Source organism: Vibrio chanodichtyis (assembly GCF_028863985.1).
GTDB classification, from domain to species: domain Bacteria; phylum Pseudomonadota; class Gammaproteobacteria; order Enterobacterales; family Vibrionaceae; genus Vibrio; species Vibrio chanodichtyis.
In genome coordinates this window covers 23230-49167 of sequence record NZ_JARBFT010000004.1, presented here as the reverse complement: position 1 = coordinate 49167, position 25938 = coordinate 23230, and the positions used below count along the sequence as shown (strand labels likewise).

22 protein-coding genes and 1 tRNA gene are annotated in these 25938 nt (G+C 48.3%); 9 read left to right on the top strand and 14 right to left on the bottom strand.

Annotated features, from left to right (window positions below; genetic code table 11):
- The first annotated feature begins 146 nt into the window (after positions 1-146).
- Positions 147-653, top strand: coding sequence for a Fe3+-citrate ABC transporter substrate-binding protein (locus tag PUN32_RS05470; RefSeq protein ID WP_274722148.1), 507 nt, complete (start codon positions 147-149; stop codon positions 651-653).
- A 104-nt stretch (positions 654-757) separates the two neighbouring features.
- Here PUN32_RS05470 and PUN32_RS05465 read toward each other — a convergent pair whose 3' ends face one another.
- On the bottom strand, positions 758-1714 hold the full coding sequence (locus PUN32_RS05465; protein WP_274722147.1) for an OmpA family protein: 957 nt from the start codon (positions 1712-1714) through the stop codon (positions 758-760).
- 287 nt (positions 1715-2001) lie between these two features.
- Positions 2002-3429, bottom strand: a complete 1428-nt coding sequence (gltX, locus tag PUN32_RS05460) for a glutamate--tRNA ligase (RefSeq protein ID WP_274722146.1) — start codon at positions 3427-3429, stop codon at positions 2002-2004.
- A 200-nt stretch (positions 3430-3629) separates the two neighbouring features.
- Here gltX and PUN32_RS05455 point away from each other — a divergent pair, with 200 nt between their 5' ends.
- Both PUN32_RS05455 and PUN32_RS05450 read left to right on the top strand, forming a co-directional pair.
- Positions 3630-6350 (top strand): heavy metal translocating P-type ATPase, encoded by a 2721-nt coding sequence (locus tag PUN32_RS05455; RefSeq protein WP_274722145.1) that lies wholly within the window; start codon positions 3630-3632, stop codon positions 6348-6350.
- Between the two features lie 8 nt (positions 6351-6358).
- Complete coding sequence (locus PUN32_RS05450) at positions 6359-6799, top strand: DUF411 domain-containing protein (protein WP_274722144.1); 441 nt, start codon at positions 6359-6361, stop codon at positions 6797-6799.
- A gap of 97 nt (positions 6800-6896) precedes the next feature.
- On the opposite strand, the gene PUN32_RS05445 is transcribed toward PUN32_RS05450, so the two are convergent.
- Both PUN32_RS05445 and PUN32_RS05440 read right to left on the bottom strand, forming a co-directional pair.
- Positions 6897-9548 carry a beta-N-acetylhexosaminidase gene (locus PUN32_RS05445; protein WP_274722143.1) on the bottom strand — a complete coding sequence of 884 codons (2652 nt, stop codon included), beginning with the start codon at positions 9546-9548 and terminating at the stop codon, positions 6897-6899.
- A gap of 753 nt (positions 9549-10301) precedes the next feature.
- A tRNA-Pro gene (locus PUN32_RS05440) sits at positions 10302-10378 on the bottom strand.
- A gap of 340 nt (positions 10379-10718) precedes the next feature.
- Here PUN32_RS05440 and rluF point away from each other — a divergent pair.
- The gene (gene rluF, locus PUN32_RS05435) at positions 10719-11720 is read left to right on the top strand and encodes a 23S rRNA pseudouridine(2604) synthase RluF (protein ID WP_274722142.1); all 1002 of its coding nucleotides are present in this window, start codon (positions 10719-10721) and stop codon (positions 11718-11720) included.
- 110 nt (positions 11721-11830) lie between these two features.
- On the opposite strand, the gene upp is transcribed toward rluF, so the two are convergent.
- Positions 11831-12457 carry a uracil phosphoribosyltransferase gene (gene upp / locus PUN32_RS05430; protein WP_166013455.1) on the bottom strand — a complete coding sequence of 209 codons (627 nt, stop codon included), beginning with the start codon at positions 12455-12457 and terminating at the stop codon, positions 11831-11833.
- 166 nt (positions 12458-12623) lie between these two features.
- Here upp and purM point away from each other — a divergent pair, with 166 nt between their 5' ends.
- Positions 12624-13664 carry a phosphoribosylformylglycinamidine cyclo-ligase gene (gene purM / locus PUN32_RS05425; RefSeq protein ID WP_166013456.1) on the top strand — a complete coding sequence of 347 codons (1041 nt, stop codon included), beginning with the start codon at positions 12624-12626 and terminating at the stop codon, positions 13662-13664.
- A 2-nt stretch (positions 13665-13666) separates the two neighbouring features.
- Positions 13667-14305: a phosphoribosylglycinamide formyltransferase gene (gene purN / locus PUN32_RS05420; RefSeq protein WP_274722141.1), complete on the top strand. Its 639-nt coding sequence runs from the start codon at positions 13667-13669 to the stop codon at positions 14303-14305.
- A 132-nt stretch (positions 14306-14437) separates the two neighbouring features.
- On the opposite strand, the gene PUN32_RS05415 is transcribed toward purN, so the two are convergent.
- The 4 genes from PUN32_RS05415 to dnaQ form a co-directional block, all read right to left on the bottom strand.
- A complete protein-coding gene (locus tag PUN32_RS05415) occupies positions 14438-15217 on the bottom strand; it encodes a class II glutamine amidotransferase (RefSeq protein ID WP_274722140.1) in 780 nt (259 codons plus the stop codon).
- A 78-nt stretch (positions 15218-15295) separates the two neighbouring features.
- Positions 15296-15871 (bottom strand): D-sedoheptulose 7-phosphate isomerase, encoded by a 576-nt coding sequence (lpcA, locus tag PUN32_RS05410; RefSeq protein WP_166013459.1) that lies wholly within the window; start codon positions 15869-15871, stop codon positions 15296-15298.
- A 307-nt stretch (positions 15872-16178) separates the two neighbouring features.
- Positions 16179-17438, bottom strand: a complete 1260-nt coding sequence (locus PUN32_RS05405; RefSeq protein ID WP_274722139.1) for a TIGR03503 family protein — start codon at positions 17436-17438, stop codon at positions 16179-16181.
- Positions 17439-17446: 8 nt separating this feature from the next.
- Complete coding sequence (gene dnaQ, locus PUN32_RS05400; RefSeq protein ID WP_274722138.1) at positions 17447-18190, bottom strand: DNA polymerase III subunit epsilon; 744 nt, start codon at positions 18188-18190, stop codon at positions 17447-17449.
- Between the two features lie 56 nt (positions 18191-18246).
- Between dnaQ and rnhA the strand changes: the two genes are divergently transcribed.
- Positions 18247-18717, top strand: a complete 471-nt coding sequence (gene rnhA / locus PUN32_RS05395) for a ribonuclease HI (RefSeq protein WP_274722137.1) — start codon at positions 18247-18249, stop codon at positions 18715-18717.
- 50 nt (positions 18718-18767) lie between these two features.
- Here rnhA and PUN32_RS05390 read toward each other — a convergent pair whose 3' ends face one another.
- The gene (locus tag PUN32_RS05390; RefSeq protein WP_274722136.1) at positions 18768-19505 is read right to left on the bottom strand and encodes a methyltransferase domain-containing protein; all 738 of its coding nucleotides are present in this window, start codon (positions 19503-19505) and stop codon (positions 18768-18770) included.
- Between the two features lie 36 nt (positions 19506-19541).
- On the opposite strand from PUN32_RS05390, the gene gloB reads away from it, so the two are divergent.
- Together gloB and PUN32_RS05380 are read left to right on the top strand one after the other, a co-directional pair.
- The gene (gene gloB, locus PUN32_RS05385) at positions 19542-20318 is read left to right on the top strand and encodes a hydroxyacylglutathione hydrolase (RefSeq protein WP_274722135.1); all 777 of its coding nucleotides are present in this window, start codon (positions 19542-19544) and stop codon (positions 20316-20318) included.
- A gap of 70 nt (positions 20319-20388) precedes the next feature.
- Positions 20389-21978 (top strand): LysM peptidoglycan-binding domain-containing protein, encoded by a 1590-nt coding sequence (locus PUN32_RS05380; protein ID WP_274722134.1) that lies wholly within the window; start codon positions 20389-20391, stop codon positions 21976-21978.
- On the opposite strand, the gene PUN32_RS05375 is transcribed toward PUN32_RS05380, so the two are convergent.
- From PUN32_RS05375 to accA, 4 genes are all read right to left on the bottom strand, one after another.
- The gene (locus PUN32_RS05375; protein ID WP_274722133.1) at positions 21975-22844 is read right to left on the bottom strand and encodes an endonuclease/exonuclease/phosphatase family protein; all 870 of its coding nucleotides are present in this window, start codon (positions 22842-22844) and stop codon (positions 21975-21977) included. The two genes, PUN32_RS05380 and PUN32_RS05375, sit on opposite strands and share 4 nt — an antisense overlap.
- Positions 22845-23036: 192 nt before the next feature.
- Positions 23037-23375 (bottom strand): nitrogen regulatory protein P-II, encoded by a 339-nt coding sequence (glnB, locus tag PUN32_RS05370; RefSeq protein ID WP_000717796.1) that lies wholly within the window; start codon positions 23373-23375, stop codon positions 23037-23039.
- A gap of 172 nt (positions 23376-23547) precedes the next feature.
- The gene (gene tilS / locus PUN32_RS05365; protein WP_274722132.1) at positions 23548-24855 is read right to left on the bottom strand and encodes a tRNA lysidine(34) synthetase TilS; all 1308 of its coding nucleotides are present in this window, start codon (positions 24853-24855) and stop codon (positions 23548-23550) included.
- 117 nt (positions 24856-24972) lie between these two features.
- Positions 24973-25932 (bottom strand): acetyl-CoA carboxylase carboxyl transferase subunit alpha, encoded by a 960-nt coding sequence (gene accA / locus PUN32_RS05360; RefSeq protein WP_166013468.1) that lies wholly within the window; start codon positions 25930-25932, stop codon positions 24973-24975.
- Between the last annotated feature and the right edge of the window lie 6 nt (positions 25933-25938).

Below are 25938 nucleotides of genomic sequence, written 5' to 3'. Positions count from 1 at the left end.
GACTTTTTACTGGATGGCTAATTGCGATGCAGCCGAACAAACAAGCTTGGATGTCAAGCTTTGGTCATTCCTGCTGCACATTTCTTCTCGTGCTAGCGAAAAGATTCTATTATTACTATCAATAGTTTCATTGATATTGATTGATCATGCCGAAAAGTAACTTATCGACCAATACGGGTCATCGTTTCATTTCCAAAGCCAACACTGCCTATAAAATTCATATTCATACACCGGACGACACTGTGCTACACCGTTCGGTCGGTTTTATACGGCTGGGTGAACAAAAAGGGCTGAAAAAAGCCATTGTGCTGCGTAATCAACTCGGCTTAGCAATGTGGGGCAAGTTTTGGCGGCAAATTCTCAAAGATCCTTATTTAATGACGCGTTTACCCCATAGCTTAGAGCCAAAAATTATCTATAAGCCCAGACCCACTCTTGAAGATCCAAAGGCAAGAGATGCCTGCTATATTGCAGCGTGGCGTGAGTATGACAACCAAGATAGATGCGTTTTTCGCAGCGTAGTGTGTTCCATCAACAAGCATGGCAAACTCGCCGCTTATGCCAAAACCAAAAAAGCACTACTGGCAGCACACCAAGACTGCTTAGAACTGTTAGTGTTTATGGGGCGCCTAAACAGTATTGACCTCAAATAAACAGGTTACCTTACAAAGGTTAGCCAAACCGAAGCTAGCCGAGCCAGAAAAACAAAGGCCCATTCGGGCCTTTGTTGATTCAACATCAGTGATGAAGTGAAACGTTATTCAGTCACTTGATATTCAAACTCAGGGATCACCAACTCAACCCGACGGTTTTGCTGACGACCTTCAGCGGTTTTGTTAGTCGCGATCGGTTTTAGCTCACCTTCACCTTTTGCGGTAATCCGTGATTGCTCAATCCCTTTTGTTTCTAATGCCTTAGCAACTGATTGCGCGCGACGCTCAGAGAGTTTTTGGTTATAAGCTTCGGAAGCGGTGGAGTCAGTATGACCAACCACTTCAACTTTCGCTTGTGGGTATTGGTTGAGATAACCAACCACTTTATCCAGTTTTGGCATCACATCCGGTTTTAACTCGGCGCTATCGCTGGCGAAGGTACTACTACTATCAAGGCGTTGGAAAGTAAAGGTTTTGGTCACCGCAACTTTTTCCACAGGAGCCGGTTCGGCCGGACGCGCCTCAATCACCGGTGCAGGTTGCTCAACAGCACCAAATTTATACACCATACCAAGAGTGGCACTCTCCGCACTCGCACGGATTATATCATTGTTGATATCGGTGATATTTTGATATTCCAGACGTAAAGTCACATTGTGGTTGGCATTAAATTCCAAACCTGCCGCACCAAGGTATGAGTAATCATCCTTACTGCCGTAATCGACAAAAGCACCACCCAGTTTACCGTATAATGCAAATTTTTCTGAAAGAGGGATGCTCAATTTGGGTGCCAAAGTGATCGCTTTGGTTTTTCTATCATTCAATCCTGCACCAGTGAATTTACCTAAGTAATCAAATCCACCTTCTAAAGATAGCCATTGATTGGCTTGATAGCCCATAATCGCACCTAGCATCTGACTATCATCATCACAAGGCTGACCAGTCAGACATGCATCATTTAGCCAAGTTTGACCGACTTTACCCCCAACATATAATTCTGCTACTGCTGCAGAAGAGGCCAGAAATAACGTCGCTGAAATAATTGCCGCTAGCTTTTTCATAGTATTCCCTTTTATCTTTATGCTTATCGTCGCTCGCGATTCACCGCGCTACGACCATTCAAAAAGCTTAGTTCTGCTGAGAGCCAACCTTTTTGTTAAAGTAACTATAGTGGATAAAACAAAAAGCAAAAGGTGATTAAGTTAATAATTTGTCACGTTTTTGCTATCTTTTTGAAAAACAAAAGCACAACAAATTAACTTTAGTGTATAACACTAAATCGAAATAATGAGATGCAAAAAAGCCGCAGTTTATGCTGCGACTTTCTGGTTATGAAGAAGATTAATGGTTACTGTGCGTTTACTTCACGATTTTCAATATACGCTAACGCCATTTTGATACGACTAATCACCCGCGATTGACCGATCAGGTTCATCACGGCATCTACCGATGGTGACTGACCGCCGCCCGTCACTGCCACACGCAGTGGCATACCGATTTTACCCATACCAATCTCAAGTTCTTCACACACTTGTGCAATGACTTGGTGCAGAACTTCGGTATTCCAGTCGCTCAGCGCTTCAATCTTACTCAGTGCCAGCATCAATGGCTCTTTCGCGACACCACGCAAATGTTTCTTCGCTGCATCCGCATCAAACTCAGTAAAATCTTGGTAGAAGTAACGCGATTGCTGAGCCAGTTCGACTAGGGTATTGCAACGCTCACCCACTAACTTAACCACCTCAGCCAATGCTGGCCCAGTCGTCTTGTTAATGCCTTGATGATCAAAATGCCACTCAAGGTGTTTCGCCACATACTCCGGCTCTGACGTTTTGATGTAGTGATTATTCAACCACAGCAGTTTGTCAGTGTTAAACGCTGATGCAGATTTTGAAATCGCACCAAGGCTGAATAGGTTGATCATCTCTTCACGTGAGAAAATCTCTTGGTCGCCATGTCCCCACCCTAAACGCACTAAGTAGTTCAGCAGCGCTTCAGGCAGGTAGCCTTCATCACGATATTGCATGACAGAAACCGCGCCATGACGCTTAGACAATTTGGCACCATCGTCACCCAAGATCATTGCACAATGGGCAAAGGTTGGGATGGTAGCGCCCATGGCTTTGTAAATATTGATTTGGCGCGGCGTGTTGTTGATGTGGTCTTCACCACGAATTACATGACTGATCCCCATATCGACATCATCTACAACAACACAGAAATTGTAGGTTGGCGTGCCATCAGTACGACGAATGATCAGATCATCGAGTTGGTCATTACGGATTTCGATCCGGCCACGGATTTGGTCATCAAAAACTACGCTACCCTCTTTCGGGTTACGGAAACGAATACAGCAAGGATCGCCTTGCTTAGCCGCTGCATTGACCGCTTGGATTTTGGGATGGTTCGCATCGTAACGCGGCATCTCTTTATTGGCTTCTTGCTCGGCGCGAATTTCATCCAGCAGCTCTTTTGAGGCATAGCATTGATAGGCTTTGTCTTCCGCCAATAGTTGATCGATCACTTGATTGTAACGGTCAAAACGTTTGGTTTGGTAGTATGGGCCTTCATCCCATTCCAAGCCTAACCACGTCATGCCTTCAATAATGGCATCTACTGCCGCCTGAGTTGAGCGCTCTAAGTCCGTATCTTCAATACGTAGCACAAATTCGCCGCCTTGGCTTTTTGCATACAACCAAGAATAGAGTGCTGTACGCGCACCACCTACGTGCAGATACCCAGTTGGACTAGGCGCAAAACGAGTTTTAACCGTCATTTCAATTACCTTTATGAGATTCTTTTGCTGAGTGCTCAGCCTGCGAAATTTTGGGCGGTATTCTAACATCCGAGCTGACACGATGCTACGCACGATTTTTTGCAAATTCATACTGAGCAATATAAGTGTGGTAAGGAAGGCTTGACCTTACCTTAAGGGCAAGGTTTATGCTTGATGACATTCCGCTAGGAGGAGCGATTATGAACCACTTTGCTTTACCACTGCGTGGCCTGCATTGCATGAGCTGTGCACAAAAACTGCAGCGCCACCTCGCTCAGCATCTCACTATCGAGATCACCGCGCTGAGCCCAACCTCGATTGAGCTGTATACTGATACCAGCTTAAGTGAAGTGCTCACTCACATTGAAGCACTGGGTTATCAAGCCGGCTGCGAGCAAACTTATCGCCTACAGGGCTTAAACTGCGCGCGCTGTGTCAATAAACTCACCACGCACCTCAGCGCACGACCAGACATTGCCAAGCTACAAATCAGTAAAGATCAGCTTGCTTTGGTCACCACCTTAACCACAGAACAGCTAACAGCGCTGGTGGCCGAAGTGGGTTATCTAGCTATAGCAGCAGAACAAGAATCCACACTAGCACCAGCAGCCTCGATTGATGAGAAAAAAACTGACACGCCTGATGCTGAGAACTCCTCGAACACACAACAAAGCGAGGCCTCCAGCCAAACATTCTCTCTTGTTATTAAAGGCATGACCTGCGCCAGTTGTGTCGCATCGGTGGAAAAAGCGCTGCTCTCGATTAAGGGGGTACACAGTGCACAAGTTAACCTAGCCGAGCAAAGCGCGTTGGTTAAAGCCAGTTTGTCCGATCCACAATCACTGCTTAACGCCATTCAAAGTGCTGGCTACCAAGCAGAGATCTTAGATGACCCCGCACAACAGCAAGCCAAGCAGCAAGCACAACTGGATGCGTTACAAAAAGAGCATCAGCAGAGTGCCTTACTCGGTATGGCGCTGGGTACACCTTTAATGCTGTGGGGCATCTTGGGCGGTAATATGATGATCCGCAACAGCCATGATCAGTGGCTTTGGGGCGGAATCGGTATGCTCTGCTTCGCCCTATTAGTCACGGCTGGGCGTCACTTTTTTGTCAATGCATGGCGAGCACTCACTCACCGCCGAGCCACTATGGACACTCTAGTTGCACTAGGTACCGGTGCAGCGTGGGTTTACTCCATGCTGGTGGTGATTTGGCCGCATGTTTTTCCTGAAGCAGCACGGCATGTGTACTTTGAAGCGACGGCCATGATCATTGGCTTAATTTCACTGGGCCATCACATTGAAACCAAAGCCAAAAGCCGCACTAACCGCTCGTTGCAAGCTTTGCTTAATTTACAACCTCAGCACGCGACACAAGTAACCGAGCAAGGCGATCGGTTAATTACCGTCGCGGATATTCAGTTAGGTATGGCACTGCGTATCAAACCGGGAGAGCAAATCCCGGTTGATGGTGTTGTCTACTCAGGCCACTCTTATCTGGATGAATCGATGCTAACCGGCGAGCCGATCCCAGTGCTCAAAGAAATCGGCGCGCAAGTCGCGGCCGGAACGCTCAATCAAGACGGTAGCTTAGTGATTCACGCCACCGGAATTGGCTCACAAACCATGCTCGCGCGGATTATTCAAATGGTACGCCAAGCCCAAAGTAGCAAACCCGCCATGGCTCGCTTGGCCGATCAAATTTCCGCGGTGTTTGTTCCCGTGGTGCTGTGTATCGCACTGCTGTCTGCTGCGCTATGGTACTGGTATGGCCCCGATCCCAAAGCCAGTTACATGCTGGTGGTCGCCACCACGGTGCTGATCATCGCTTGCCCGTGCGCTTTAGGTTTAGCCACGCCACTGTCGATTACCGTTGGCATCGGCAAAGCGGCCGAAATGGGGATTTTGATCCGCGATGCCAATGTGCTGCAAACCGCCAGTCACATCAATTGCGTAGTATTTGATAAAACTGGCACGCTCACCTTAGGCAAACCAACCGTGCAAGCACTGCATGTGCTGCAAGGGGATGAAGCGCAGTTGCTTGGTTTACTCTATGCGCTTGAGCAGCAATCGGAGCACCCTCTTGCCAAAGCAATGTGTGATTATGCCAAGCAGCGTGAGATTGCTCCGCTTGAGGTCACGGAATTTACCAACCGACGTGGACGTGGTCTATCCGCCATCTACCAGCAGCACAGCGTTTTCATCGGCTCTTTAGCATTGATGCAAGAACAAGGCATTGATTTATCGGTAGCTGAACCATATTTGCACCAGTTTGCCACCCAAGCTTGGACTCCGGTTGCCATCGCGTATGCGGGGCAATTGCAAGGCGTATTGGCAATTGCCGATCCAATTAAACCGAGCTCAGCCCTTGCGGTACAAAAGCTCAATCAACTTGGGATCCATACCGTGATGTTGACTGGCGATCATGCCTCGGTCGCCAACGCTATCGCGCAGCAACTCGGCATCACTCAAGTGATTGCGCAAGTGCTGCCCGACCAAAAAGCGCAGCATATTCAAGCGTTGCAGCAGCAAGGGCATCAAGTTGCAATGATTGGTGATGGCATTAACGATGCGCCAGCACTCGCTCAAGCAGATATTGGCATGGCGATGGGCAGTGGCAGTGATGTCGCGATTGAAAGTGCACAAATCACCCTGCTCAACTCAGCCCCCACCAGCGTGGTCAGTGCAATCGAGCTATCACAGGCAACGGTGCGCAACATGAAACAGAACCTATTTGGTGCTTTTATTTATAACACGCTTGGCATTCCGATTGCGGCAGGTGTACTGTACCCGACTTTTGGATTTTTGCTGAGCCCAGTGATTGCCGGTGCGGCAATGGCGCTCTCCTCGATCACCGTGGTCAGTAATGCCAATCGCCTGCGCTGGTGCCACATCTCTTTCAATCAACACTCTCAATGAGGAAACCCATGAAACGATCACTATTGACCTTTGCTCTGCTTACCACCTTTGCAGGGCAAGCGCTGGCTGTCGAGGTCATCAACCATAAATCCGCTTACTGTGGCTGCTGTAGCGAGTGGACGAAACATATGCAGCAACATGGCTTTAGCGTAAAGGAAGTTATCCATGAAGATATGGATGGCATCAAACAACAACTTGGCTTAGCCCCCAAGTTGGCTTCTTGCCACACCGCGGAAATCGGTGGCTATGTATTTGAAGGCCATATTCCGGCGCAAGATATTCAAGACTTTTTGGCTAACCCACCGAAAAATGCCAAAGGGCTAGCGGTACCGGGTATGCCGATGGGCTCACCGGGCATGGAATATGGTGATAAGAAAGACAGCTATGCGGTTTACGCTTTTAATGAACACGGCCAAGTATTTGAGTACCGCTTCCATCAAGGTAATTAATCAACGCTGAGAATAGGGTTTGATTGGACGATAAAGCAAAGCCTCCGCATGCGGAGGCTTTGACTATCCATTAAGTGAAATGTCGATCTCGCTGAGCTTATTTCAGCGAAGTCACTCGGCTGGTACGCTCACCGGTTGCCGATACCGAGCGGATCCAAACTTCTCCCGCTACGGCTGGCGCTTGTTGTGCGTCATAATTCAACCAAGTTTGACCATCCAATGAGTATTGCAGCGCGACACCAGGGAACTGAACGTTCATGGCCAAATGACCGTTCTCGATCTTCGCACCCGGAACAGGGAGGCGGTAATCAATGCCTGCTTTCTCAAGTTTAGCCAGCTCACGTTGACCGATCACGTTAGCAAAACGGTTCCAATCCGCATTAAGTGCTTTATGGTTGACACGTTGGGTCTGTTGTGAGTATTCAACCCCTACTTTATAGCTATTTTCCCACTCAGCACGGTGCCATGCACGCTCAGCGGCAGCAAGAACACGTGGGAACACCATGTACTCATATTGCTCATCGGTACGTACCGTCTCTGACCAAAGCTGAGCTGACAAGCCGTAGAAAGGCTTACCTTTCACTTCGCCTTTGCCACTGAAACCATTGCCATCACGATCCAGTGAGGTCTCTGCATTTTGTGGTAAGTTTTCTGGTGCGAAGCTAAACATCTTACGTGTATCAGTCGCACGAGTTGCCCAGTAGTAACCACGCTCTTTCGGATCCACTTCATAAGGCATATCCATGTAGACATAATCTGGGTTAGAGATGATCACATCGTAACCTTTCTCTGCCCACTCATACGCAGAGGCAGAGCCACCCCAGTACAAGACATCCCAGAAGTTAACGCGGGTCGTTTCCGTTGCGAACGATTGTTCACCCTCACTGTACTTCAAGCCATCTTGCCAAGCTTGGAAGTTAGGAATGCCTTTCTCGGCCACCAACTTAGACACTTGCTCACCAAAGTAGCTTGGTAAGTGACCAAAATCGCTCACAGTGCCATTAGCAATCAAGTTTTGACACTGTGGTGAGCGGGCAAATGGCTTATCTTGCTTGCTCAGATCCAAGTTACCTTTCCAACTGACTGGCTCTTGGCTATTCACATCTTGGAAACCGGCACCGAGTTTGATGTTTTTCGCTTCATCGCCACCGAAGTGCCAAGTAGTCAATGGCATACCCGCTTCTTGGTGCATCGCCGCGACTTCTGTGATCACTTTATCAACAAAGCGTTTTGACGAATCCAAACATGGGTTGATAAAGCTCATGCGATCGTAAAACTGGACCGTGGTGACATTCGAAGTATCTTGCGGATCAAGCAGGCGGAACTCATTGGCTGCCGCTTCATCGCCTTGTTGCATCAAACGTTGGTAGCGAGCCTCCATCGAGACTAATGCTGCGCGAGCGTGGGCTGGCATATCAATTTCTGGGATCACTTCAATATGGCGCGCTTTAGCGTACTGCAGGATCTCCACATAATCTTGCTTGGTGAAATAGCCAGAACCAAAGTTATCGCTTGTTGGACCAGAGCCGAGCTGTGGCAACACGCATTCGGTTTCACTCAGGTCGAAACAGCGCTGCGCACCAATATCGGTTAACTCTGGCAAGCCAGGGATTTCAAGACGCCAACCTTCATCATCGGTTAAATGCAGATGCAGCTTGTTCATTTTGTAAGCCGCCATCTGCTCTAAGGTCGCAAGAATCGCTTGTTTAGAATGGAAGTTACGCGCTACATCGACCATCACACCACGGTAAGCAAAGCGTGGCGCATCGACAATTTCAACTTTAGGCAGTTGGCTCGCATTGGCCATATCGACTAAACCAAGCAGTGATTGCATGGCATAAAACGCGCCAGCTTGGTCAAAGGCGGTGACTTTAATTTGCTTGTCGGTGATCGCTAAACGGTAAGAACCAGACTTGGCCAGATCACCTTTGAATGTTTTCGGGCTGATCGCGATTTGAGTCGGTAACACTCCTTTTAGGTTGACACCCAGCAGCTCGGCACGTGCATTGAGCGCCTTAGTTTGCTCGGCATCAAACGCTTGGCTTGGCAGCGCAATCCCTTTGGCAATCGATACTGAGCCGGATTGGGTTTTGACTTGTAGTGGAGTTGGGATCAGCGCGCTCGCAACATCTTGCATCGCTACATCACTGTTCTTTTCAAAGCGAGATACCGCTTGAGCAAAAACGTTGTTATCACTTGGCGTACGCTTAAGATTTTCGCCCTCAAGCCCAGAGACAAAGCTCGCCACATCTTCAGTATTCAGCGAAGCAATCACTTTTGGTTCAGCATCAGGTGCGGTCACAAAAGCACCTGGCATAAAGTCGGTATCAAACAGTGTCCAGTATTCGCCAATCAGCGGTAACGTCACTGTTTCACCAGCAGCAAAGCCAGCAAATTTTTCGGTCGGCTCCAGTTTGTGCAGGTCGCCGGTGACACGAGTAATTTTGAACTGATCGTTGCCCACATCGAGGATAAGACGAATGCTATGGAAATAAATCGCCCAATCTTTTGAGTTAACTGCTTCACCGCGATTGACCAAAGTCATATTAACTTGGTTACAAGAGGCCCACTCCGCTTCCAGAGTTTGACAAGCAAGGCCATTATCCGCGCCATGATTGTCAATCACCTGATAACGAACATCGAGATTGTTGGCCAGAGCATTGACCACATCTTGTGGTGAAGAGGTAGTCAGCGCACAGCCGCTTAATGAGGCGAGTACAGCGAGAGAGATAAGACTCTTGTTCAACATAATAGTTACCCTAAATTAGTGAATGATGATGGGTGCTCTGCCTGCACCCAATCTCAAAACGACATCAGCCAATGGCTTTACCTTAAATTCAGGGATATTTAGCGGTACTTTTTTCTAAGCGCAAAATTAATCCTTTACGCCAGTGATCTTGTTCAAACTTTACAAATTGACATTAAAATAAAAATCAACATTGTCAATAAGATACGATTCTCGTCAAAAACGGAACTTCATTTTTGACGAGTTTTACTCAAGCTAGATCACACTTTAAAATCTCATCCCCACGCAAAATAGTGAGACAAATCACACCGAGTAATCCGAACAATGCGTGAAATCGCTCGAACAAATCAGCAAAACGTGATCATTATCATCATTCGCACTCCGTCAAAAACGTTAATTTGGAGCAAAAATGACGTTTTTGTCGCAACGCAAGAATGGGGATACCACGATGCAAATACCATCATTCACTCCACAACCACAGCGATAACCACCATTTGATATAGTGATATACCGGATTGAGCGATTGATTTACTCGTCAGCGAGTGATGATAACTAGACAGATTAGCGTATCGGCCAAGCAGCAATGGCTAAATGAAAATCGCCACTAGCAAAATAACCAACTCAACAGATCTAATGGGATAGCTCTAATGCATAGCGGGGGTTGCCGATGAAGGAACGGACCATTCTAGGTAACAGGCAGGATACAGGAAAGTAAAAAGCAAAAAGGCCCCAGCATAAATGCTGAGGCCTTAAATATGGTCGGTGAAGAGGGATTCGAACCCCCGACCCTCTGGTCCCAAACCAGATGCGCTACCAAGCTGCGCTATTCACCGGAACGTTGGGTATATTACTCGTTATGATTGGAAGCGCAACCCTTATGGCTATACTTTCTCTGCAAGTCAGCGCGTTTGCTCAAAAGTTCAGCACTACAACTCAAGCTAGTGGGTTGCGACTTAATTTTCAGCCCATAATAATAGCAAAGGATTGGACAATCATCTTACAGACCACCATTTAGCTACAAGCTGGTACTGCGCACCGAAAAAGCCCCCACCATGAATAACACACTAAACTTAAGCAGAAACGTCTTGGCTACACGACTAAAGCTGCTAGAATGCGCGGATTTTGTGCAGCAGATGCTGCGCTACCATCCGTTGTGAAACGTGAGGAAATTGTATGTCGCAACCCACCGAAAAACGCCTGAACAAATTCATTAGTGAAACGGGCTACTGCTCACGCCGAGAAGCAGACAAACTGATTGAACAAGGCCGAGTGATGCTAAATGGCTTACCCCCACAAGTGGGCAGTAAAGTCACTGAGCAAGATGAGATCTGTATTGATGGCAAACCGCTACGAGCCAAAGAGCGCCCGATCTATATCGCATTAAATAAACCAACCGGGATCACTTGTACTACCGAGCGTGATATTGCTGGTAATATTGTTGATTTCATTGGCCACCGTAAGCGTATTTTTCCAATTGGTCGCTTAGATAAACCTTCTGATGGATTAATTTTCCTGACCAATGATGGCGATATCGTCAATAAAATTCTACGCGCCGGTAATCACCACGAGAAAGAGTACGTGGTACGCGTAGATAAGATGATCACCGCTGAATTTATCCAGCAGATGTCGGCAGGCGTCAACATCCTCGATACCATTACCCTGCCGTGTAAAGTCACCCAAGAAACACCTTATTCGTTTCGGATCGTGCTGACCCAAGGGCTTAACCGCCAAATTCGCCGTATGTGTGAAGCGTTAGGCTATGAGGTGTTTAAACTACGGCGGGTACGGATCATGAACATCACTTTAGATGGGATCCCGAACGGAAAATGGCGCTATTTAACCGAAACGGAAGTGAGCGAAATTCTGGCAATGTGTGAAGGCTCCAGTGGTACTGAAGAAGCATCTCAAGTCGCCTCAAATGGTGAGGTGATTAAACGCGCCACCGACGCCAAACTGTTTGATAGTCGAGATGCCAATCGTGAATCAAAAGCACGCCGCAATCCAAAAACCTATCACGGTAACAATGCCCAACAATTTCGCCATGCGCCAAACTCGAAAAAAGCGCAGCACCGTCCAGAGCGCGCAACGACGACGCATGCCAGCGGCAACAGTTCCACGCCTGCCAAACCCGCACCACGTACCGGGGGCACGTTGAGCCTAAGAAAGTCCAAATAACTCGTCATGCACCACGAACACAACCAAGGGAAGCCATGGCTTCCCTTGGTTTGTATTCGATACTTATCCAAGCTTCAGTAGCGCATTGTTAACTCAACCCGTTGATAGGATTACTTGGTTCCAAAAATCTTATCGCCTGCGTCACCGAGTCCCGGTACGATATAACCCTTATCATTGAGCTTTTCATCAATCGCTGCGGTATACAGTTCAACATCCGGGTGAGCTTTTTCTAATGCAGCAATCCCTTCTGGTGCCGCGACCAGCACCAGCACTTTGATCTGCTGGCAACCTTTCTCTTTTAGTAGATCAATGGTGGCAATCATCGAACCACCAGTAGCCAGCATCGGGTCAACCACCAGTGCAATACGCTCTTCAATGTTCGAAGCCAGTTTATTAAAGTAAGGAACTGGCTCAAGAGTCTCTTCATCACGATAGATCCCAACTACGCTGATCCGCGCGCTAGGAATGTGTTCTAAAACACCATCCATCATGCCAAGGCCCGCACGCAAAATCGGCACTACGGTGACTTTCTTGCCTTTGATTTGATCCACTTCAACGGGACCATTCCAGCCCTCGATCGTCACTTTTTCAGTTTCAAAGTCAGACGTTGCTTCATAAGTCAGCAGGCTGCCAACCTCGGTCGCCAGCTCGCGAAAACGCTTAGTGCTAATGTCGCCTTCACGCATCAGGCCAAGTTTGTGTTTTACAAGAGGGTGCTTAACTTCAACAATTTTCATGTCCAACTCCGGCTTCATTAATTTAAACCTGCGGATTATACACTGATTTATGGATTTTTTTCGATGCTAAAACCGGATAAAAACCTTACGCAAACGTTTTCCTTTTTGTTTTAAGCCCTGTAGAATAGCGCCGTTTTCATATCCAACTAGACCGAGGAACTTCCCCGTGAACGGTAATAATCCATCTCTCAGCTATAAAGATGCAGGTGTCGATATTGATGCAGGTAATGCACTCGTTGAACGAATTAAAGGTGCAGTGAAGCGTACCCGTCGCCCTGAAGTTATGGGTGGCCTAGGCGGTTTTGGCGCACTATGTGAGCTACCAACCAAATATAAACATCCAGTTTTAGTCTCTGGTACAGACGGCGTAGGCACCAAATTGCGTCTCGCACTGGATATGAAAAAACATGACACCATCGGTGTCGATCTGGTCGCCATGTGTGTCAATGACTTAATCGTACAAGGCGCAGAGCCGCTGTTCTTCCTCGATTATTATGCGACCGGCAAGCTGGATGTCGATACTGCCGCAGAAGTGATTACTGGGATTGCCGATGGCTGTTTACAAGCAGGTTGTGCCCTGATTGGTGGCGAAACCGCAGAAATGCCGGGCATGTATGAAGGCGAAGATTACGATGTAGCTGGCTTTTGCGTCGGCGTGGTGGAAAAAGAAGCGATCATCGATGGCAGTAAAGTACAAATCGGTGATGCATTGATCGCGGTTGGCTCAAGCGGCCCACACTCTAACGGCTACTCACTGGTACGTAAGATCCTTGAAGTCTCTAAAGCGGACAAAAATGAACTACTCGCCGGTAAAACCATTGGTGAGCACTTACTCGCACCTACTAAGATTTATATCAAATCAGGCCTCAAACTGATCGCCGAGCACGATATTCACGCCATCTCACACATTACTGGTGGCGGCTTCTGGGAAAATATTCCTCGCGTGCTGCCGGAAGGCACCAAAGCGGTGATCGATGGTAACAGTTGGGAATGGCCAGTGATTTTCCAATGGCTACAACAAAAAGGTAACGTGACCACTCACGAAATGTACCGCACTTTCAACTGTGGGGTTGGCCTTATCATTGCGCTGCCTAAAGCGCAAGCACAAGCGGCCGTCGCTCTACTGCAAGCCGAAGGCGAAAACGCTTGGGTGATCGGTGAAATCGCAGCCGCACATGGCGATCAAGCGCAGGTAGAGATCAACTAATCATGAAAAGCATTGTTGTTTTAATTTCGGGAAACGGAACCAATCTACAGGCGATCATGGATGCTTGTGAAACCAGTATTCAAGGTGGCAAAGTAACGGCTGTGTTTTCCAATAAAGCAACAGCTTACGGTTTAGAACGCGCCAAACAGGCTGGCGCTGCCGCCTGTTTTATTGATCCTCAAGCTTATCCAACCCGCGATGCCTTTGATGACACATTGATGGCGCAAATCGACCTGTTTGCGCCTGATTTAGTGGTGTTGGCGGGTTATATGCGCATCCTAAGTGGTGAATTTGTTCGCCACTACCAAGGCCGAATGATCAATATTCATCCTTCACTTTTGCCTAAATATCCGGGTTTGAATACGTATCAACGAGCGATTCATGCCGGTGATGAAGAACATGGCACCAGTGTGCATTTTGTAACTGAGCAGCTTGATGGTGGCCCAGTGATTTTGCAAGCCAAGGTACCGATTTTCGAGCAAGATAGTGTCGAAGAGCTGACGGCTCGGGTGCAAGATCAAGAGCACCGCATCTACCCTCTCGTGGTGAAATGGTTTGTCGAAGGTCGCTTAACCATGCAACAAGGCAAAGCCTATCTCGATGGTGAAGTGCTTGGCATGCATGGCTACGCCAGCGAATAATCGCCAAGTAAAAACCAAACAAGGGTTGCCATCGTGCAACCCTTGTTTTATCTAGCACGGCAAATGCTTTGACCACCCATCAGCCATGCGGATCGACCTAGCATGCAGATCGACTAAGGCGACTTCGGCCAGTCAATCCGTATTGTCGGCGATTCGCTCTCCCAAATGAAATAGCGCAAATTGCCCCGGTTTCATACGCTGCCAGCTCTCATTGCCGGTTAACGGCTGAGTGGCAATCACTGACACCACATCATTCGGTGTAGTTTCCTCTTGGAAATTGATTTCGACCTGTTCATCGAGCAATGTGGCTCGGCCAAATGGCGCTCGGCGCGTGATCCAGTACAGATGATTGCTACAATACGCCATCACATATTCACCATTAGACAACAGCATATTGAACACGCCTAGCGAACGCAGTGAATCACAGCACTGCGCCACATAGCGCCACATCTCTAACCAATTCGTAGGACCGGCTGGGAATTGTTGTTCCATCTGATTGAGCAACCAACAAAACGCCCATTCACTGTCGGTTTGACCAACCGCACGATGCCGACCAGTCAGTAACGCTTGGTGATCAGTGAGCTGGCCATTGTGGGCAAATGTCCAGTATTGTCCCCATAACTCACGGGTAAATGGATGAGTATTTTCAAGACTCACGCCCCCACGGTTGGCCTGACGAATATGGCTGATCACCGCACAACTTTTGATCGGATACTGCAAAACTAACTCGGCAATTTTGGATTGGCAGCTCGGTTGCGGATCTTTAAAAGTACGACAACCTTTGCCTTCATAAAAAGTGATCCCCCAGCCATCACGATGTGGGCCAGTTTTTCCACCACGCTGCACTAAGCCTTTAAAACTAAAACAGATATCGGTGGGTACATTCGCGCTCATGCCGAGCAATTCACACATGGTTTAAACCACTCCTGATGAAAATTGATCCTTTCTTTAACCAAGCACCCAGCGATGATGGCTGAGCACGGCTCAGTCTTATGCCATCTCTTTTTCAATCAACTGAATGATGATGTGAATGATCTTAATATGCACTTCTTGAATACGGTCAGCATAACCAAAATGGGGAACCCGGATCTCAATATCCGCCACGCCAGCCATCTTGCCACCATCTTTACCAGTCAGAGCAATGGTTTTCATCCCTTTGGCTTGTGCAGCTTCAATCGCTTTTAGAATATTGCCAGAATTGCCTGACGTCGACAGACCAAACAGCACATCGCCTTTGCTACCAACCGCTTCAACATAGCGAGAGAACACAAAGTCGTATCCAAAATCGTTACTCACACAAGAGATGTGGCTCGGATCTGAAATCGCGATCCCAGGATAACCGGGGCGATTTTCACGATAGCGGCCAGTCAACTCTTCCGCAAAATGCATGGCATCACAATGGGATCCACCATTACCACAAGACAGCACTTTGCCACCTTGCTTAAACGAATCCGCAATCAGTTTCGCCGCGGCGGCAATTTGGGCAATGTTATGATCATCGCTTAAAAATTGCTGTAAAACCTCAGCAGCTTCATTCAGTTCATTACGAATTAAATCCTGGTACATAACGCATCTCTCTTATGGTGATTTTCATTTTTAGTGATTCAGGCTGATCCGAACCAAGCACAATCAGTCCTGCGATTCAATTGACATGAGTTTACCCAAACCAGCCAAGCTGTCGAGCATCAAACGGTAAGATTGACCACGAGCTGGCAATCCATCACGGATCAGTTGAGATTAAGCCGCTGAAACAACAACAGGGAGATAACCTCTCCCTGTTGTGATTAGGGTGAACGAACCTAGCCAACACCGCTACCGCTTCAAGTAGAAAGGGGATACCCGATCAGCCCCACTGATAACTCGATGGGTAGCATCACTTGCTGTTTTTATTGGGCATATTCAATTGCATCGGTGGCTGCTGTACTTTTTCACGTTTGATTTTGCGCAGTACAAACCAGCCGGTTAGGGCTAACATCAACACTACAAGATTTCCGAGCATAATGTAGATGATGGTACGGCTGCGCTGTGCTTCACGCATTTGCAGCATGCGCAGCTCTTGTTCCTGCTGTAGACGCAGCGCCTCTTCCTGTTGCTGGATCCGGCGAACCTCAGCCAGATTTAACTCATCCACCACACTGTAAGTCTGATCGGCGATCGGAAAATAGAGTTCACGCTGCGCAGCTAACTCAGTAGCCCAAACTTTGCCATGCCAAGCATAATGACCCAATTCCCCTTGATAAGGAATCGTCACCTTGGTGGTCAGGGCACTTTTCTCCGCTTGAGCCTGTACCAGATAGTCATCTTGGTAAGGATGACGATGAACAATATGCGCCAATAATGAGCCGGGCTCAATCATACCTTGCTCTCCGGTGAGCATCACTTGATGCGGCGTGCCGCTGACCCGTGATTGAATAAAGGTAGTCAATATAGGATTAGGATAGACCAACACTTGTTGCTCTTGAGCGCGCAGGAATACGCCATTACCAGAGGTAATACGCACCCGATATTTACCCGGTTCAACCGCCATCATTAGTGCAACCGTAAACACGCCATCACCGGGCTTTTCATCCAGCAACTGGCCATCATCGGCAAATTCGCCAATCACAACTGGGATCGGCCGCGCCTCTTTAGCCAATGACTCTTCATTATCGATATATTTAGTAAAGGTGACTTTAAGATGTACTCGATCTAAAAAATCCCGCAGCAATAGCGGTTGCCCATTCGAGGTTAAGCGAGCCGTGAATTTTAGCTCTTCTCCTTGAAACACGCGGCTGGGTAAGACATCACTGGTCAATTGCAGATCTGAAATCAGTTTGATGTGGTTTTTAGGTGTCACTTTACCAATCGCTTGCCAAGGTCCTGGCATCGGATCATCAATCGAAATAATGTCCATCGATGGCTCTTGATACCAACGGACATGGTCTGGATTACGCCACTGATAATATTTGCGCCCATCAGGGCGTACTAACACCACAGGTTGTGAATTATTTTCGCGGTAAATCACAAAAGTGATTTGCGAAATGTTTGGATCGACGCGAAATCGGTTATCAAGCAGCGACAGACTCGACGACTGGTTAGCAAAACCACTGAAACTGATCCAACATCCCACTATTAACGCGAGGATCCTCAACATAACCACTCCTAATTACGCCACAGGCAAGTGCCACTTTTGGCCACCAGATCTAAACGATCTTGATGTGCTTGTAATTCATCGGCGCTGGCATACAAAACCTTTAATGCTTTTTGTGCTGTACGAGCTCGGGTTAGTGATTCTGCGCTCAGATCGCCACTATTTTGCGTGGCTGATGAAAATTGCAATGAGGTTTGTCCACCGGTCATCAATAGATAAACGTCAGCCAAAATCTCCGCATCGAGCAAAGCGCCGTGCAACGTTCGGTGCGAATTATCGATCCCGTAGCGTTCACACAGAATATCTAAGTTATTGCGTTTACCCGGAAAAATTCGCTTGGCCATCGCCAAGGTATCGGTCACTTTACAAAAATCGCTAGTTTTGCCCGTCGTTGGACCGAGTTTGGCAAATTCATAATCCATAAAGCCGACGTCAAACGGTGCGTTATGCGCCACCAGCTCCGCGCCATTGATAAAGGCTAGAAACTCGGCATGAACCTCTTTGTACTGTGGCTTATCACGCAAAAATTCATCGGTAATACCGTGAATTTCAATCGCTTCCAGTTGGATCTCACGATCCGGTTTTAAATAGACATGGAAATGCCGCCCGGTCAGTTTACGGTTGATGATTTCAACTGCACCAATTTCGATGATGCGATGCCCTTCATAATGGGGGCCGCCTTCGCGGTTCATACCGGTGGTTTCGGTATCGAGGACTACGATGCGTTGGTATTCTGCATTGTTGCTAGTATTCATGAGGATATCTATGTCAGACTATGCCAATTCTTTGCGTGACCCAATAGTATCAAATCATGAACAAACAGGTGGAAATTTTCACTGATGGCTCCTGCCTTGGCAATCCGGGACCTGGCGGCTACGGCGTCGTTATGCGCTATAAGCAAATTGAAAAAACACTGGCTGGCGGTTATCGCCTCACCACCAACAATCGGATGGAAATGCTGGCTGCGATCATGGCATTGCAAGCGCTTAGAGAACCCTGCCGCGTGATTCTCACTACGGATAGTCAGTATGTTCGCCAAGGTATTACGCAATGGATCCACAATTGGAAACTGCGCAGCTGGAAAACCGCGGACAAAAAGCCGGTTAAAAATGCCGACCTGTGGCAAGCCCTTGATCGTGAAACAGCACGCCATCAAGTTGAGTGGCGCTGGGTCAAAGGCCATGCGGGACATCGCGAAAATGAAATGTGTGATGAGCTTGCTCGCCAAGCCGCGGAAAATCCCACTGACGACGATACCGGCTATCAGCCAGAAGCCAAATAATGCGCCACACTGACTGAATTAAAACCGTACCAATCAAAGTGAGTCACGACTCATTGTTGCAATTTGCTGTCGACTCGGTAATTGACGCCAAGCGGAGTCAACCGACGCTTCAAGCGCCATTGAGATCGCAGCGGTTTGAGCGGACAGGTTCGCTTGCGGGCCACAATAAAATAGAGACTGCCCAATACGCTGCTCGACTCGCCCAAACCGTTTTCTAACCAAGTCCATAATGGGCGATATTTATGAATCGGCAACAAGGCATATTGCTCACAGGCCACCACTTGGTAGTTGAGCACACTCAGCCAATCTTTGATCCGATTAGGGGTGAACATCCGCCCACTCCACGGTAAATTATTTTTACGCCAAGGCATTAAACTCGCCAGACCAATCCAACTGATCGGATTAAAACCGGTGATAATCATATAACCATCATCAATCAACACTCGGTCAACCTCACGTAATAAACCGTGCGGGTCATGGCTGTAATCGAGTTGATGGGCCAAAATCGCCACATCAATGCTCTTTTCTAAAAAAGGCAATTGGTAGCGATCGGCGATCACGGTATGCAGTGGATTGTTCACATCGAGATGGACTTGATGTTGAATATTGCAGGTACAACTGGCAAGCTCACAACTCAGACCGCCGAGCTTTAACATGTGGTAACCAAACAATTTAGGGCACCATTCATCTAAACGGGTCTGGATTGACTCGCTCACCCAATCGCCATTTTTTAGTTGCGACCATGAGTGTGGAGTTTCAAGCGCTTTATCACTGCGTGCTGGTTTCATTGCTCACCGCCTCATCAAGGTAACCGGAGACAACTCATGTTACAGATCAAAAGCATACCCGCATTTAACGACAATTACATCTGGCTGCTGCAAAATAACCAACGCGACTGCATTGTGGTTGATCCGGGAGACGCTGCGCCCGTCATCACCTATCTGAGCCAGCATCAATTACACCTAAAAGCGATATTAATTACCCATCATCATCATGATCATATGGGGGGGATCAGCCAGTTAGTGCAGCTATTCCCCAATACGCTTGTCATCGGCCCAAAGCAGGAGTCGATCGCAGGCTTAACTCATCCAGTGCAAGATGGCGATCAAATTGAACTATTGGATCACCCCTTTACGGTGATTGGCTTGCCGGGGCATACCTTAGGTCACCTTGGTTATCTTAGCCAGCTTGGTTATCTTGGTCAGGAGCACCTATTTTGTGGTGATGTACTATTTTCCGCTGGCTGTGGCCGGGTCTTTGAAGGCACCATGCAACAGATGTTTACCTCGCTCAACCGCCTACTCGCGCTACCCGAACAAACCCAAGTGTATAGCGCGCATGAATACACCGCCTCTAATCTGGCATTTGCTCTAGCCGTAGAGCCAGATAACGAAAACTTGCGTATTTATCGTGCGGAAGTCAGTCGATTACGCGCCGATAATCAACCGACACTTCCCACTACCTTAGCCCGAGAAAAATTGATCAACCCATTCTTGCGCACCGAGCAGCCCAGTGTCATGCGCGCAGTCGCCAACCGAGCCGCCAGCACCGATCCGCTCGCAATCTTTAGCGCATTGCGTGAATGGAAGAATGAATTTTAACGTTTACGCTTGTCACCCCTAGCGGCTGGCAAGTATCATCAGCAGCCATGAATAATAAGGGCTGTGTTACATGCGAGTTAAATTCAGTTGGGTATTGGCATTGCTGCTGGTCGGCTGTCAAACCCCCCAACCAGTGGATACCACCACATCCGATGCGCAAGCGGTAAACCCAGCGGCGCCAGCGGTCAAGGTGAAAAAAGTACGTCCAGCACACGATCCTTCGCTCTCGATTGAGGTGACGGAGAGTGTGGTTGAAGAAGTGACGCTATCACCACAACAACAATCTGATGTGTGGCAACGTATTGCCATGCAGTTAACACTTGGCATACCAAAAGATCCGAGTGTCGATACTTACCGCGAATGGTTTATTAAAAATCCCCGTCACTTGCAGGCCATTGCCAGCCGTGCCGAGCCATTTTTGTATCTGATCACCGAAAAAGTCGAGCAGCGTGGCCTACCGATGGAATTGGCTCTGTTGCCGATTGTCGAAAGCTCATTTGACCCATTTGCCTATTCACATGGCAGTGCCGCCGGATTGTGGCAGTTTGTGCCTGCCACCGGCAAGCGCTATGGACTGACCCAAAATTTCTGGTATGACGGAAGACGAGATGTGGCAGCGGCTACTGATGCAGCGCTCGATTACTTGACTGTCCTCAATCAACATTTTAAGGGTGATTGGCAACATGCGATTGCCGCTTATAACAGTGGTGAAGGGCGTGTAGCGCGCGCGATCAAAGCCAATCAACAAGCAGGAAAATCCATCGATTTTTTCTCACTTAATTTACCGAAAGAAACCAGCAGTTATGTGCCAAAACTGCTCGCATTAGCCGATGTGATTGCCAATCAAGAGCGCTATGGCCTTTCGATTCCACCCATCGCAAACCGCCCAGTGTTGAGTTTGGTGGATCCGAAAGAGCAATTGGATCTGGCGATTGCCGCGCAATATGCCGGGCTGACCGTCAAAGAGCTGCAAAGCTTTAACCCTGCCTATAATCAATGGGCCACCGCCCCTAATGGGCCGCATCAATTACTGATCCCGATTGAAAACGTTGAACGCTTTCATCAAGCGATCGAAGAGAACCGTGGCAAGGGCATCAAGGTGGTGCGCTATCAGGTAAAAGCGGGCGACACACTCAGCAGCATTGCCAATAAATACCACACCACCAGCAAAGTGATTAAAACCGCCAACCAAATGACCAGCCCACAAATTCGGATTGGTGATCATTTACTGGTGCCAACCTCAGTCAAAGATGAAAAAGCTTACGCGCTGAGTGTCAATAATCGGCTGGCAAAAACTCAAGCCGCTCCACGTGGCCAATATCAAGTTACGCATACCGTCAATACTGGTGAAAGCCTGTGGGCGATTGCCAAACGATACAATGTCTCTTATCAATCGCTCGCCAAGTGGAATGGTATGGCACCGAAAGATGCGCTGCGTAGCGGACAAAAATTGGTGATTTGGAAGGATACCAAACCGACTGGCGTGATGCGCACCGTAAACTATAAAGTGCGCTCTGGTGATTCGTTGAGCAGCATTGCCAATAAATTCAAAGTCAAAACCGCCGATATTGTTAAATGGAATGGCTTAAACAACCAAAAATATCTCCGCCCAGGCCAACAACTCAAACTGTATGTTGATGTCACGAAAATCAGTGCCTAGTCGCTCGGTGAATCGACTAAACGGAAACTGACCAGCAGTGGATTATGATCAGAAGCGCCCGATTTGGGCGCTTGTGCGTTTTCAAGCACCAAGCCACGATAAAAAATATGATCCAACGCCAAGCCATTAATAAATTGGCTACGATGATCTGGCGTAAAAGCGACAGCTTGTAACCCAAGCACTGGTAATTTAGCGCGCAATAGTGCCATGCGTGCTTCACTCCAACTGTTAAAATCCCCCGCCACAATCATTGGCCCACTCCAAGCCTCGAGCTGCTTCAGCAGCGTGGCAAGCTGCTGCTGATACTCCTTCGTGCCATAACTGAAGTTCACCGCATGTAAATTCACCACCGCTAACTGCTGCTGGTTACTGAGCGGATAACGCGCATAAATCGCCGATTTCGGTAGCCGTAACCAAGGTTCTTGCTGGGTATAAGCACACGCAAGGCTCGGCATAACTTGGGCTAAATTGATCACTCCAGCCGCTTCGCCAAACACGGTAAATGCTCGCGTTTGGGTACCCGCCCAACCATGTTGGCGGATCCACTGTTCGAATGCAGGGCTAAGATTGGCTTCTTGTAACAAAAGCAGTTGTCGATCAACACTCAGCGCGCTGAGCTCAGTTGACCAATCAGGGCGATTTTGCTTATAGATATTCCAAACTAAAAGATTGAGCTGCCCCTGTTGATCTAAGCTGTGTGGCTGAACATCTTGATAACAGTGCAGCGACTCACTGATCTGATCGCGCTGGATCACCAGTAATTCTGGCTGGTTAGGAATGGTGAATAGGCGATAAAAAGCCAGCACACCTGCCGCCACCAACAGTGACAGCCCTAGCGATACTCGCGTGTAGCATTGCTTGCTCAAATCTTGCCCTCAAAATACAGCCGGTATTCAAGAATACACTGTCCATCGCCACAGCGCTTATTTTCCAATCAACCGATTTTAAAAACTGAACTTATGTTCAAAACTTAGCTGATTTTCAAATGGTAGGAGCTGAAAAATAGAATAAGGAGCCGCAGCTCCTTATTCTCAATCTGATCAACGGGTGATGAAAGGTTAGATCGCATCCTCATCTTCTTCACCAGTACGAATACGTACCACACGCTCAACGCTAGTGATGAAAATTTTACCGTCACCTATTTTACCGGTTTGCGCGGTTTCAATAATGGTATCCACACAGCGATCCGCGACATCATCCGTCACCACGATCTCAAGCTTAACCTTGGGCAGAAAATCCACCATATACTCTGCACCACGGTACAACTCAGTGTGCCCTTTTTGACGGCCAAATCCTTTGACTTCAGACACGGTCATTCCGGTAATGCCAACTTCGGCCAATGCCTCGCGCACATCATCGAGTTTAAATGGCTTAATAATGGCTTCAATTTTTTTCATGTTCATCCCTTAAACGACTGTCACTGCTCGGCATTATCTGTCAGCTATTCTCAACAATCAATAAAAAGCCCATACTGGTTAGCTCGTGTTGCAATGCTCTGCATGGTCTGATTCACGCCTCGCCTCTTATGCGATGCTCTTCAATCACAGCAATAGATTCAAAGATCCCAGTTCAAGACTTAGACCAAATCAATTCACCCTCTTGCCCACTCCACGCCCGATCGACAAATAAGCCCGCGACACAAACCACTTGCTGTTGATACATCAAGATCGGGATTTGACGCCGCAACCAACTCGGCACCCCATATTCTTGATACAGTTTTTTCAGTTTTCGAGCACCCACTCGCCCCACCGGGCAAGCTTGCAAACCCTGCGGGTCAAAACTGACCCACAACTGACTCACCTCTTCCGGCCATTTGAGATAACCCGCAGAATTTTTTTGCAAGGTAAGCCAACCTAAATCATGTGGCAACTTCAGCGCTTGATCGGCGACGATGGCACTGCGCCAAGCCGTCACATCAAGCCTAAGTTGCACCACATACAAGCGCTGCTGAAAACGGCGCACTTCGATATGATCAAGCTTTAATTGTGGGTTGGCATCTTGGCGGGCCAACGCGACCTCATGCCACAGTCGTTCAGTATGCTGCCGGCTTGGCATCGGCAATTGCTGATCAGCAAACCACGCACGGAGCAGTTGACGGCGCATGGCTGGGCTGCAGTTCAGCAAATCGGCAATCACCAGTGAACCATCCGCCGCCTGCGCTTGGTGTAACCTTTCCTGCAGCAGCTCTTGCAGTAGTGACTCTTGCTCAGCACACAGTTCGGCGCTACGCTGCACCGCTTGGCGGATCGCAGGCCAGCGCTGACTCAGCAGCGGCGCTACCTGATGACGCAAAAAATTACGCTCATAGCGAATATCAAGGTTACTTTCGTCCGTCACCCAGCTCAATGAGTGCTGCACGGCGTACTCTTCAATCTGCTCACGGCTCACCATCAATAATGGACGCGCTAGATGTCCCAATCCAAAGGGGGCATAAGCAGCCATCGCCGCTAACCCTTTCGGACCACTGCCACGTTTTAGGGCCAGCAAAACGGTTTCCAGTTGATCATCGGCATGCTGGCCAAGCAACAGCAACGTGTCATTATCATCGATATACGGAGTCAACGCTTGATAACGCGCTTCACGCGCCATCTGTTCAATGCTATCACCGCTATTCATCGCCAGTTGCACATATTCAACTTGGCATTCCACAGCCACTTCACGCGCCCACATTTGGCAGTTTTTCGCCCATTGATCGGCATGTGGACTCAGACCATGATGCACATGCACGGCGGCCACTTGCCAGCCAAATTCATCCCGCCCACGGGCCAAAAGTGCCAGTAACACGCGAGAATCCACCCCACCACTTAATGCCAGCACCAATTGGCGAAAGGGATAACGGGCCATTTGCTGTACAAAATGAAGATAGAGATCGCTCATAAGCTACACCGAATTCCAAACCGTGGCGCAAGTGTATCGCTTGAGCCTAGAAAAACCAAAGGGCTGGCACTCGCCAACCCTTGTGTTTATAGACGCGATGCCTTAACGGCTCGGCCATCAACAGTAACCGTAATTCATCAAACGCTGATAACGGCGCTCAAGCAAGTTTTGCGGATTCAGCTGATCGAGATCGGCTAACTGACGCAGCAAAGTCGCTTTGACATTTTGTGCCGTCTGTACATGGTTACGATGCGCGCCACCCAGTGGTTCAGCAATAATTTCATCAATCAATTCCAGCTCTTTCAGGCGTGGCGCAATCAAGCCCATCGCTTCGGCAGCTTGCGGGGCTTTATCAGAATCACGCCATAAGATTGAGGCACAACCTTCGGGGGAAATAACGGAATAGGTCGAATATTGCAGCATATTCACATAGTCACCAACCCCAATCGCTAACGCGCCACCAGAGCCGCCTTCGCCAACTACGTTACAAATCACCGGCACTTTAAGACCAGACATCACCTTGAGGTTTCTCGCAATCGCTTCCGATTGACCGCGCTCTTCCGCGCCCACCCCAGGGTATGCACCCGCAGTATCGATAAAGGTAATGATCGGCATATTGAAACGCTCAGCCATCTGCATTAAACGCAGGGCTTTGCGGTAACCTTCCGGTTTTGGCATGCCAAAGTTGCGACGCACTTTTTCACGGGTTTCACGGCCTTTCTGGTGACCAATCACCATCACCGCACGACCATCCAGCCGCGCAATGCCACCGACAATCGCTTTATCATCAGCGAAAGCACGATCACCAGCCAGCTCATCAAATTCAGTGAAAATATGGTTAAGGTAATCCAGCGTGTAAGGACGCTGTGGATGACGCGCTAATTGCGCCACTTGCCAAGCCCCTAAATCACTGAAAATTTTCTTTTTCAGCTCAAGGCTTTTTTTCTCAAGCTGTTCGAGTTCTTTGTCGAGATCCACCGATGGGCTCGTACTGTGACGAGACACATCACGCAGCGCCTGAATTTTCGTTTCCAGTTCGACTATCGGTTTTTCAAAATCAAGAAAATTGAGGCTCATCTATCG